Here is an 11235-nt window from a genome sequence, read left to right on the forward strand (position 1 = left end):
GTAATCTCCTTTTTTTACCTAGGCGCTGACGTACTGCCACCACTATCGCCAGTATGCGTATGCCCTTTAAGTGAGATGCCATCAGCGACCACATCATCAGTTACATTAATCGCCCCTTGAATGGTTGCCGTTTTACCACCGCCTTGGTTGTAGCCTGTCATGCCTTGCATATACGTTAAACCACCTTGTACTAACAAGTTGCCCGTGCAAATCATATTAGGCGCATCAATTTTGACTTGCGTGGGTGTTTTGATGTCAATATTGCCCGTAAAATCAATGCTGAGTGTCTTAGCACCTTTAATGGTTACCGAGTCTGTAATATCGGCAGTGAGCGTCTTAGCGGCTGTGATTTCAATATCACCAACGCAATTTACAGATAGCTTCTTTTGCGCATAATCATAGCTAATACGAGTGCCATCTTTGTAAACCGTTGTGTGCTCATTTTGGTTTAGTGTTGGTTGATTTTTAGTGTAAATGGCAGGTAGCACAATACCATTATTTAACTCACCAGAGGGACTTAAAACAAGCACCTGTTCACCAACGGACGGCTTCCACCATGTGACGCAATCCCCTGTTCTTTGTGTCACCCACGGCAGCCACCCCGTGCTATTATCGCCCAACTTTACCTTTAAGCGTGTGTCATTTGTCTCAATAACTGTACCCACGCGAACCAAATTATTTAAACGCCGTTGCATGTCTGTTAAGTATTGCATCACGTCCATCGCTAATCCAGATTGCTATTTACTTCAACATCAGGCGAGGCGCCATTTTCTTCGTATACCGAATCACCATAGTAAAAACGGATTAAAAACAGGATTTCCCAACTGATATAACCGTCCACTTCTGGCGCAAAAAAGTCCTGTTGGTTGGCAATGACTTGCGCGGCCTCTAATTGTTCGCTTTTAAAATAATTACCATCAATAAACGTACTGAGTGCAAGCGCTGCATCACGAATATTAAGCTGCCCCAGGGAGGTGTCATTAAACAACAAACGCAATGCAAAAGTGCATTCAACGGTATTTAAATCCGTGGTGATTTTTGGCGTTAAGTCAAAGCTTTGTAGCTCTAAATGCGCCAGTGGCAATTTAGCGCCACTCAATGTTTGCACCTCCGGATATAATTGCCAATCAATGCGCGGTTCATGTGTTTGTAATGTGTTTAATATATGCTCGCTTAATGCACGCGTATTTCGTATGCTGTTTTTCATCAATTGCCACCAAACTTAAATTTAACCAACTGGGTGAACTCTTTCTCAAAGTAATAATAAAAGTAGTAAGGCAATAGCTTCTGTAGCAAATCTTCTGCTGCTTCATCAATTGGCAGCACTGCTAGTTCACTTGTACCACGCAAGCGCACACGTCCTGCTTTTGTGATATAGGCATTGCTTGCTGTAATACCTTTCACAATCACGTCAGCACCACTTTTTCTCGGTTTGCCGAGAGCATCTAATGGCAAATCATTTAAACCTGCCCAAACCTTGTAAGTGCGATTTTGGTCCGCTTGCTTAAAAACAAACAGTCGTTTTCTTAATAACTTTAACGGAATATCTAAACGGCTGGCTATTTCATGCGTTACGCGCTTATTGGCATAATTAACCGCACGCCCTATGGATTGGTGATAAGCATTAGCAAGCTCTTTCTCAGTTGCTTGTATGCCACCTATCGCATCAGCAATAGCAAATGCCTCTGACTTAGAAATCGATATACTCATTATTTACCGCATCACTTAAAATCAGTTTGACCAGTCCACCGCCCTCTAGCATCTTATGCTCGACGCGATACGTCTGTGCACTGTTTAATAATGTCAGCATGTCATGCCGCTCGATTTTGTTTTTGTCAATAAATTTAAGCCATGCCACACCTGAGCAGTTTTTATATTTAGCAAGGCTTAAATCGTGCAGACTTTCGATTAAATCGTGTTTGACAACTAAAGTTTGACCCGTACGCTCAACGCGTACAGGCTCACCAAAATCATTAAACAAGCAATCAAAATTATCCAAATACAACGCCATAGATTACTTATCAGTTGCTTTGGTTTTCTTTGATGATGCTTTCTTTTTTTCTGGCTCTGGCTCTGGCTCTGGCTCTGGCTCTTTAGGATTATATAATTGAACTAAACCACGCGCTGCTAAAAAATCAAACTCATGCGCACTTAATTCCACCACGTCCCCCACCTTACGCGCTTGACCTGCAGCAACAATGGATCGCAACAACTCTACCTTCATTTTTAGCCCCTTATACTATTTTTTTGTTGGCAATCGCAAACGACTCAGGGCGGCGCACGGCAAAGTCCACACTTTGCATCACGACCAAACGAATACCACCTGATTTGTCCAAGCTATAAGGGTTTACGGTCAAACGCAAACCATCCCACAGCCCAATAATTAACTGACTAAAATCACCAAAAATAACCTGCTTGGCTTTAATCTGATTAGTGACCTCTACCGTATAACCGTTAATAGTGTTACCCGACTCCCACACGGTCATCTCACTACCTGGTAATCTTGGCGTGGTTTTTGCCGCACCCCTGAGCGCAGGATTCAATAGATAACGCATATTGGCAACATCGGCATTTTGTAACGCAATACTGGTTTCTAAGCCGATATAATCCGCTAAAGACGGACTATCCCCAGTGTATTCAACTGCCGTGATGCCACTAACCCTAGTCAAACCTAACGGTTGATGATTGCTGCCTGTGCCATATAATGCTGCCGTATCAATCCCCAATGCCACAGCTGCCAACAAGTCATTGCGCACCATGGTTTCAGCATCTAGTGAGCTATTAATCATCAGCATACGCGAGACTTCTAGGTAAGCCCCCAAAGTTTTAGGCGTTAAATGAATCTGGTCAGTGGTGACTTTACCTTCGCCAACATCCTGATTCTCACCCACCCAGTAAATGTTAGACCCTTCCACTTGACGCGGAATATCTACATTGCCTCGCAAGCCCGATAATCTCCGTGCAATACTCAGCATAATCGATTTATTGCGTAACATATCAATAAAACTAGACGCCTGTAGTTGCGTTGGGACTAATGCATTACCGCCAGTGGCAATACTAAAATCACGCTGTAACACATCTGGCGGGATCATAAGCGAATCATCATTAATGCCAAGCTTACGCTTTGCGGCATCGGACGCCTCAAACTCAAAACTGGCAGCCTCACGCGCTTTTATATCAAATGGATTCACCAATGCACGCACTGCACGTGAGAGACTAAACTCTCGCGTTTCTTTGTCATTCATCCCGATATTATTAGCACAGGATTGCACCGCATTGACTTGTGGGCTTTGACTTTCCAACATTTTTAATCGTTCTCTTTGTGTGGACTGTACATGCAAGAGTAAATCTTTCTGAAATGTCTCAAAGCCTGTACCATTATCGATGTAGCTTCGGGCAAAGTCCGCTTGCTTAAACTCGCGCGCCAGTGCATCAATTTTTGCTATACGCTCACGCTCATTTTTAACCCCATCTTTTAACCCCTCATCAAATGAGCGTGTGACTTGTGGCTCTGTTTTAACTTCTCTTGCTTCTTGGTTCATTCTCTCCCCCTCTGGATTGATATTATTTACGTTTTGGTTTACTTGATTTAAAGCCGATTTTAGTTCAGCAACGTCATCGTTGTTATTTTGTGCAAGATTGCGTCCAATGCCGACCGTAACATCGGCAGGCACACTAACCAATGAAATTTCAAACGGCTGCCAGCGAGTAACTCTCACCGCTTTGTTGGTATGGTCAGGCTCCGCTCTGTCGACTTTATAGCCAACGGAAACATTGGCAATAATCCCATCTTGGACATCCTGGAAAAAATCCTGTGCCTCTTGACGCTTGGAAAATTTAACCACCGCGCGCGCTTTATCCCCATCTATATAAGCATGCTCCACCACCCCTATTTGACGATTCCAATCGTGATTAACGAGCAGAGCGCCTTTGTTGTTTAAACGCGATAAATCAATTGCTCCCGCGCGATGCTCTAATACCTCATTGGCATCTTGCCAGCGCTGATAAGGCGTATTGCTCGAGAAACTGAGCTCAACCGTGCGCTTATCCACGTCAATCTTGCTATGCGTGGCGTTAAATGTGTAATCACGTGTCAAAACTTCCGCTTCTTTAATCGTCTTGATATAGCCCTGCATTATTTACCCCCTCCTCTACTTGTTTTTTAATGTCCCCCTCAGTGCTTATTTGATTAACGATACCTAACTCTTTTAAGCGCGCTAAATCAGCGGCAATCTGGTTTAAGGTATCCTCAGGGTCGCCACCTGCATCTAAAATCGCTTGTGACAAGCTCATCGTGTGATTGTTAATGCTTTCCGAGGTGCCTTTGGCATCTTTTAGCGGGTCAATCCACGCCCATGAGCGAGTTTGGAAGCGTACTGTGTCGATTAAATTATCAAAGCTTAATACGCTGATATTCCCCAATCTGCTACTTGCGTACTCAACCTCAAGCCAACTTTCAAAAATTGGGCGCATCAGCGCGTCAATAACAAGTGTTTGCAGCATGCGCCACGCATCACGCTCGCTTAATAGCCCTTGTCTTGCGCTTGAGTAACTCACTCCACTTAAGTCATTGCCTAGATTGATGTAATTCACCCCATAGCCTAAGCTTGAGCTAATCGCTTTTAAAATTGATTCTTTAAAAGGGGCGTAGTTGGAGCTTGGAAACTGCCCGTCAAACTTTTCGAGCTTGTAACCTGACTTGATGACATGAAATTGCGCGCGATCATCCAATGTTTGGATGTCAAAGCTATTATCTGCGCCCCCGTCTCTATCGATTAATGCGCTATAATCAACCTCTGTTTCTGCTTGATTAAAAAAGCCCATCGATTTAGCGTTACATCTGGCATTATCCACCGCAGCCGTTTCAAACTCTTTTAGCAGACCTAATCGAATTAACGCCGTAGCAATCGTCGAAATGCCGCGCTTTTGCCCAACAAATTCGTGAATAAAGCCGTGAATCATGTTATTAGCCGCAATGCGTTGTGTATCCGCACCATCATCAGCCACTAAATAATAGGCTTGAGGCTTACCAAATTGGTTCAGTTCAATCCCGTTAATAATTCTATTGCCATTGCTTAAGCTCGCGCGTTTAGTCACATCGATGCGTGTGTTGTCAATTAATTGCAATTGTAACTGCCCGTCAATGACATGTTTTAGCACAAAAAACTCACCGTCTCGCAGTAGTGAGCGCACACACGCCAATTGCACATCAATAAGTGATAGTTGCCCCGTAACATCACACTTGCCACGACGCGCCCAACGATTAAAGTTCAGCTCCACTTTGTTGTTGAGTGATTCGCTTTTAGTTTTGCATTGGATGCGGATGCCTTTGTGCCCGATGATATTAGTGCATGCCATTGATATATAGCCTTTTACATAATCATTATTGGCATAAGCTTCACGGGCGCGCCTTACAATTGCACTGGCTTGAGACTCGATAATCTCATCAATATCCCCACCACTAAAAATATCACGTACTAATTGCGAGCGAGCAGACTCGTACATTCTTTGATGTTGGACACCTATCCACTTTTGCCCTATGTATCTAGAGGGCTTTGAGCGCTTAAAAAGCGATAACAAACCCATCAGCGCACCCTGAAGCTTGCTGTTACAATACCGTACGGATTTTTACCTATTTTGATTAATTCCAATTGTTTAATTGCAAACACAAGTTGCGATTCTTCCGCACGCAAGTTTTTTAAATCACGATAGTTTGCCGTGTTACCAGCTGCACCATATGACGCAATATGCGCATTAGCCAACGCTTTGTTAATCGATGCGCGTATCGACTGCAATTCAGTTTTCTTCTGTTGTAATTCTTCGTCTATATCCATATCCCCTCCCCCCAAGGTTATATGTTCATTTTAGAGCAGGTGGAGTTGGCGTTTGTGCAATGTTTGTTCAAACTGAACACACGTAAGCAATTCAAAAAAAATAGTTATTTTTTAAAAAACCACTTGCTTTACATGGCGTAACGCCATATAATAGTACACATACCAGGACGGACCTGGTAGCGGAAAGCCTCCCGGGAGCAGGCAGTAAAGGAAATAAAAAATGGCTAACTATACAGTGACACACATATGCGGACATACTAAAGAGCATAACATCCTTGGCACAAATGTGCGTAACGAGAGGGAGCATAAAGCAGCATGGCTAGCCGAGCAAATTTGCTATGATTGCAAAGAGAAAGCAAAACAAGACAAAATTGACACTATAAATGCCACTCTAATCCCGTTAAATGGATCCCCTAAGCAAATAGATTGGGCAAACTCAATACGCGCCAATGCAATGCAACACTTAAAAAAAATAAGGGGGCAAGTGGACGAGGCTTATGCAAAAGCTGAGGACCAACAGCAGCAAGCCAGACTTATCTGTGCACAGCAGGCAATTGACGACCTGATAAATGCTGCTAATAGCAAGACTTGGATTGATGCAAGAGATAGTTTTACTAGTCTGCTCAAAACATTTAAATACTTAGAGGGCAAGGCGCTTGAGATATATAAAAATAAATAAATAATAAGGTTTAGATTATTTTTTAATATGGTATTAGATTAAACAAACATAGGAGTAATGAGAGATGGCAATTATCCAAACTAAAAATAACACCCCTTCAGAGATTTTTGATAAGTTAAAGCAAGGTGCTACAAGGACCACCCCAGACGAGGCATTTTTTGAGGGTACGGGTGTTAGGATAAAATTAGAAAATCAAAAAGTATTATGCTATGTAAATAACGAGTTAAGTTGTATTTACGTTCAATAAAAAAAAGAATAAATAAAAATGACAATAGCAAAAACTAGCAGTTAATTAAGTTGGCGTTTAATTAAGGCGCTTGAGAAATTTGAATGATTGATAAATTGATGGAGGATGAATTATGAGTTTAGAGTATATAAACGAGCATTATGGTGTAACAGCTTATAAAGGACAAAGAGTTATTTATACAGGTGATGGTAATCCAACATCAGGGGTTATTATTGGAGCTAGAGGCTCTTATTTAAAAATAAAAATGGATGATGGGATGACGGGATTTTATCACCCAACGTGGGAGTTGAGTTTACTCAGCTAAGGAGATAATATTGAGCAATAACTATCTAACGCATTTAACCTTGCCAACTGGTGACAAAGATAGATGCTATCGCAACACCATAAACGATAAAACAATAAAATTATTAAAACCGTGGCTCAAAAAGTGTATTGACTCTCGTATCGCACAGCCTCTGCCTGTCCCCGATTTAGCACACTACTCTGCAAAAATACTAACAGATCACAGTATATTAATTGTTACTGTTTATGGTCCTGCCGCTCCTCATGAGCAAGCTCAGGCAAGTAGTGCTGGCATCCCACTGACAACAAGCTATATAGTCCAAAGATCAAGGCAAGCAGTGCGAGCGTGGATGTTGATTAAAGAGCATTTTAGATTTTTGACAGCAAAAGTAAACGCGCAGCAAATACCTAATGCTCCGTCGATCACAACGGTTATACATGACTGTGGAGCGTTGTATCTTGATGCATTTTTGTGGCTTGCCGATTTTGAGCGTTGCATTGCCTGGACATGGATAACTGACAAACCACAACTTGAGGTTGTTTAATATGCAAAGTAATAATCAATTAGCTACTCCAGCGCTCGTTAAATCCGTGCGCAAAAAACTTGGATTAAATCAAACGCAACTTGAGGTTATATTGCTTGGTCACGACCGCAGCAAAGGCAGACATGTAAATCGATGGGAAAACGGAAAAATGAATCTATCTTATTTAGCCGAGCAGATATTGTTGTACTTGCATAATAATGATAGGGCTTTGGATGATGATTTCATAAAAATTTTATTCAAAAATATTTAATATTTTTTAAAAAACCACTTGCTTTACCTGGCGTAACGCCATATAATAGTACACATACCAGGACGGACCTGGTAGCGGAAAGCCTCCCGGGAGCAGGCAGTAAAGGAAATAAAAATGAAAACAATATTTGAAGAATATCCAATAATCGAAACTAAAGAAATCGAAACTTTTTTTGGAGTGATTAGATTAGTCAAACTTGAAGACCATCAAGATGATTACCCTGCTTTTGGATCAATGCCAGCCAAACTATACGATTACCCAGAGCAATGGGTAGCCGAGTTTGTTGGCGGGGATTATGCGGGTATAAATGTCATGCCTACAGTGCGAGAGGAATATGAATGGTGTAGCACAGAAGGAGATGCGCTTAGAAAAATTTTAAAACTTGCTGTGTCTATTAAGTATGCTGACAAATTGCATCATGAGTTGATCTGGAAGGAGGCTGAAAAAAACTTGCAAAAAAAAATTAAATAGTGTTTACTAACTTAGTCGCTATATTAACAGTTAATATAGCGTTGGATTGAAACTTTTATTTGTTGTTAAAATTTAACATAAAGAAAATATTAGTCGCTATTTAAAATATTTAAATAGCGTTGGATTGAAACTTTTGTTTGTTATCAAAATTTAATATAAGTCGCTGTTTTAATAAACAGCGTGGATTGTAATAAGTAATTGTTATTTTTAAAATAAGATGTTTGCCACCGTTGTCGTTGGCAATATAAATCACATAACTGGTTTAAGGACAAAAATTATGCGCTGGAAAAAAATAGATAGAGCTTGGCATATTTCAAAGATCAGCCCAACTCCCTCCCAACAAGATCACATTGAAAAAAATATTTTTACACATGTTGATCATGATGTATTAGAGTCCATGACGTCAAAACAAATAGCCCAGCTATTTATTATCCATAATATCAGTTGGCATGATGCAAAAGCTCATGCAGGAGCGGAATATTTAAAAGGAGATGACTGCGTTTGGATTGGTAGAGATGTACAAAAATTAATCTCAGTTAGCGCTCTAAAAGAAATAGCATAACAGGTGACTAATGGCTACACACCGATCAATAAATCAAAGACTAAACCGCGCTAAGAAAATAGAATCAAAAAAGCTACCGCAAATGAATGGATTGATGACTGGTACAAAGACCAGTTAGCCGAAATAAAAAAACTTGAGCGTGCGATATCACTAAATGACTATGATGCACTTTGTCGAGCAACAGGCTCACTTAAGCAAATAACGCTTAAACGCTTTGCTGCTCTACCAAACGTTATTGATCATTTTGTGGACTTAATTGATATCGATTATGAGTAATTGCAGCTCAAAACTGACTTCACACTAAACTGTTCGGAGTTTCCGAACAGTTCACAGTTTATAGCCTTTTTGAGCAGGCGCTTTCTGTGCTTTTTCCTTTGCTTCTTTCAACAGCTGCTGGCGCTTTAAACTCAAATCAATATTGGTAATTCTTAATGCAGCCAGTGCATAAATATAAGTATCTAGCACTTCGTTACGTTTGTCAGGCGCAACATTATGCCATTCATATTTTGGGAAGCCTTTTTGATAACGTAGCAGACGTTTCTCAGCTGTCAATTGTCCAAAATAACGCGCATCACAGATAGTGGCATCGAAATGGATAACGCTAGCACCTATGCGTTCTTCAAGTTTTAATCGATTATATAAAATACTTTTACCTTCATCGGTGCCAACCATGTATAAGTCAAACGCTTTTTTATTGGGCACACGTTTGCGACTGGGGGCGGATACAAATGGGTGCTCACCGCCTCGCCCTTTAATCGCAAATGGCAATCCTACACGACTGCGTCTGACATAATCGTACGCCTTAGAGGTCATGTTATTGGTGCCGCCAGTATCTAAACAGGCAAAGGCAATTGGCAGCTGTTTCCCAGACTCATGCTGATAACGCTTATGCAGGAGGTATTGCGTCAACTCGCGCCAAACCTCATCCTCACTTGTCTCGCCGTGAAAGATTTTATAATCAATCACCCAGCTTTCTTCATCCACTCCCCAGCCAACTGCTTGGAGCTCAATTCTATCCTGCTGAACATCAATACCTGCAGTGATTAACACGATTCCCTCTGGTAATACCTCCCAATGCTCAACACGGGCAAGTAAACTGCCTGCTTCGACCTGCTCACCTTCTTCCTCCCACGTTTCAGCAAGGGATACATTGACAAAGGTTTTTAAATCACCTGTTTGTTTCTTCTCCAAAAACGATTGCACAATATCAGCAAAGGTTCTAAATGGACTGTATAACTCATTTAAATGAAAGCTTGCATGTCCATTAAATGGCATTCTTGCCTGCCATTCACCTTTACGTATCATTGCAAGTTTCTGTCCATCGTTGATTAAGCTGCCACAGTGCTCACACGTATAATACGCGCTTTGTGTGTCATGCTTGCCTTTGTCACTATGCCAAGTGACGTTTTTCCACTGCAACACCTGATATTCCTCACAATGCGGGCAAGGTACATAGTATTGACGCTGATCGCCTGACAGATAACTCATCTCAACAAAAGATGCACCTTTGTGCGTGGGTGTGCTCGTGATTAATAGCTTACGCTTACTGCCAAAGGTTGCCGCACGTTGCCATAACAAATTAACTGGATGCCCCTCGCTGGTGCGTTCATAACCGTCGACCTCATCGGCATAAATCTTAGGTGCTGAACGACCTCGCATGGTGTTGGGGGACCCAGACCAAGAAAGCATTAAAAAACCACCGTGATAAGACTTCATCTTTTGGTTATTGACTCCCTCACGCCCGCGTGGCTTTGCCAAGCAATCACGGATGCTTGGGCAATTATCCACCATCGGGTTAAACTTAGTTTCTAACCACGTTTTAACATCTGATTCAGACGGCTGCATCACAATCTGCGACTCGGGTTGATGCTGAATATAGTAGCCAAGGCTGTTGTTTAAAATTGATGTTTTGCCCAATTGTGCCCCGAACATCAGCGTAATCTTGTTGGTTTTTGGAGATTCAATCGCTTCAAACACGCCTTTTTGATAGGCAATCGTGCGCCACCTGCCTGGCACTGCTGAGGTCCCCGCAGGTAAGTACACATGCGATTCTGACCAATCGCTTATCCCCAGGTCTTTAACGGGCTTGAAGTGCTGCTCAAAGGTTTGTTTGATTAGTTTAGATAGCACGTTAGTCAAAAATAATACTTTCAAGATTTTGGTATTCATCGTGTGTAATATCTTCTGTCACAAGCAAATCACCAATAACTGTAGCGGCTCGCTTTCATAATCACCCCAACCCGCTTTTATCGCTCAAAGTGGGACCACATTAATTGACTCTATAAATATTTTCTGACCCACATTAAATGACTTTATAAATTTCTCGACCCACATTATTTGCATCTGGGACCACATTAAATGATTT

The 11235-nt window shown here is 41.6% G+C and carries 16 protein-coding genes; 7 read left to right on the plus strand and 9 right to left on the minus strand.

The window, feature by feature from the left end:
- Positions 1-14 precede the first annotated feature (14 nt).
- From M1V25_RS02010 to M1V25_RS02045, 8 genes are read right to left on the minus strand one after another with little or no spacing between them, the layout of a single operon-like run.
- The gene (locus tag M1V25_RS02010; RefSeq protein WP_498842284.1) at positions 15-722 is read right to left on the minus strand and encodes a phage baseplate assembly protein V; all 708 of its coding nucleotides are present in this window, start codon (positions 720-722) and stop codon (positions 15-17) included.
- A 2-nt stretch (positions 723-724) separates the two neighbouring features.
- A complete protein-coding gene (locus M1V25_RS02015; RefSeq protein ID WP_498842285.1) occupies positions 725-1207 on the minus strand; it encodes a hypothetical protein in 483 nt (160 codons plus the stop codon).
- On the minus strand, positions 1207-1710 hold the full coding sequence (locus tag M1V25_RS02020) for a hypothetical protein (protein ID WP_498842286.1): 504 nt from the start codon (positions 1708-1710) through the stop codon (positions 1207-1209). Before M1V25_RS02020 ends, M1V25_RS02015 begins: the two co-directional genes overlap by 1 nt.
- On the minus strand, positions 1691-2011 hold the full coding sequence (locus M1V25_RS02025; RefSeq protein WP_498842287.1) for a hypothetical protein: 321 nt from the start codon (positions 2009-2011) through the stop codon (positions 1691-1693). The genes M1V25_RS02020 and M1V25_RS02025 overlap by 20 nt, the downstream gene beginning before the upstream one ends.
- A 3-nt stretch (positions 2012-2014) precedes the next feature.
- The gene (locus M1V25_RS02030; RefSeq protein WP_498842288.1) at positions 2015-2224 is read right to left on the minus strand and encodes a hypothetical protein; all 210 of its coding nucleotides are present in this window, start codon (positions 2222-2224) and stop codon (positions 2015-2017) included.
- 10 nt (positions 2225-2234) lie between these two features.
- Positions 2235-4136 (minus strand): phage major capsid protein, encoded by a 1902-nt coding sequence (locus tag M1V25_RS02035; protein WP_498842289.1) that lies wholly within the window; start codon positions 4134-4136, stop codon positions 2235-2237.
- Complete coding sequence (locus M1V25_RS02040; protein WP_498842290.1) at positions 4111-5586, minus strand: phage portal protein; 1476 nt, start codon at positions 5584-5586, stop codon at positions 4111-4113. Before M1V25_RS02040 ends, M1V25_RS02035 begins: the two co-directional genes overlap by 26 nt.
- Complete coding sequence (locus M1V25_RS02045) at positions 5586-5834, minus strand: hypothetical protein (protein ID WP_498842291.1); 249 nt, start codon at positions 5832-5834, stop codon at positions 5586-5588. Before M1V25_RS02045 ends, M1V25_RS02040 begins: the two co-directional genes overlap by 1 nt.
- Before the next feature lie 220 nt (positions 5835-6054).
- Between M1V25_RS02045 and M1V25_RS02050 the strand changes: the two genes are divergently transcribed.
- The 7 genes from M1V25_RS02050 (at position 6055) to M1V25_RS02080 (ending at position 8870) form a co-directional block, all read left to right on the plus strand.
- Positions 6055-6513 carry a hypothetical protein gene (locus M1V25_RS02050; RefSeq protein ID WP_498842292.1) on the plus strand — a complete coding sequence of 153 codons (459 nt, stop codon included), beginning with the start codon at positions 6055-6057 and terminating at the stop codon, positions 6511-6513.
- Positions 6514-6577: 64 nt separating this feature from the next.
- Positions 6578-6760, plus strand: coding sequence for a hypothetical protein (locus tag M1V25_RS02055; protein WP_498842293.1), 183 nt, complete (start codon positions 6578-6580; stop codon positions 6758-6760).
- A 112-nt stretch (positions 6761-6872) separates the two neighbouring features.
- A complete protein-coding gene (locus M1V25_RS02060; RefSeq protein WP_498842294.1) occupies positions 6873-7064 on the plus strand; it encodes a hypothetical protein in 192 nt (63 codons plus the stop codon).
- A gap of 10 nt (positions 7065-7074) precedes the next feature.
- Positions 7075-7587 carry a hypothetical protein gene (locus M1V25_RS02065; protein WP_498842295.1) on the plus strand — a complete coding sequence of 171 codons (513 nt, stop codon included), beginning with the start codon at positions 7075-7077 and terminating at the stop codon, positions 7585-7587.
- Between the two features lies 1 nt (position 7588).
- The gene (locus M1V25_RS02070) at positions 7589-7837 is read left to right on the plus strand and encodes a hypothetical protein (RefSeq protein ID WP_498842296.1); all 249 of its coding nucleotides are present in this window, start codon (positions 7589-7591) and stop codon (positions 7835-7837) included.
- A 114-nt stretch (positions 7838-7951) separates the two neighbouring features.
- Positions 7952-8308 (plus strand): hypothetical protein, encoded by a 357-nt coding sequence (locus tag M1V25_RS02075; RefSeq protein WP_498842297.1) that lies wholly within the window; start codon positions 7952-7954, stop codon positions 8306-8308.
- Between the two features lie 277 nt (positions 8309-8585).
- Positions 8586-8870 (plus strand): hypothetical protein, encoded by a 285-nt coding sequence (locus M1V25_RS02080; RefSeq protein ID WP_498842298.1) that lies wholly within the window; start codon positions 8586-8588, stop codon positions 8868-8870.
- Positions 8871-9197: 327 nt separating this feature from the next.
- On the opposite strand, the gene M1V25_RS02085 is transcribed toward M1V25_RS02080, so the two are convergent.
- Positions 9198-11039, minus strand: a complete 1842-nt coding sequence (locus M1V25_RS02085) for a phage terminase large subunit family protein (protein WP_498842299.1) — start codon at positions 11037-11039, stop codon at positions 9198-9200.
- Positions 11040-11235: the final 196 nt, after the last annotated feature.

This window comes from Candidatus Nebulibacter yamunensis (assembly GCF_024208055.1).
Classification (GTDB): Bacteria; Pseudomonadota; Gammaproteobacteria; order Francisellales; family Francisellaceae; genus Caedibacter; species Caedibacter lacustris.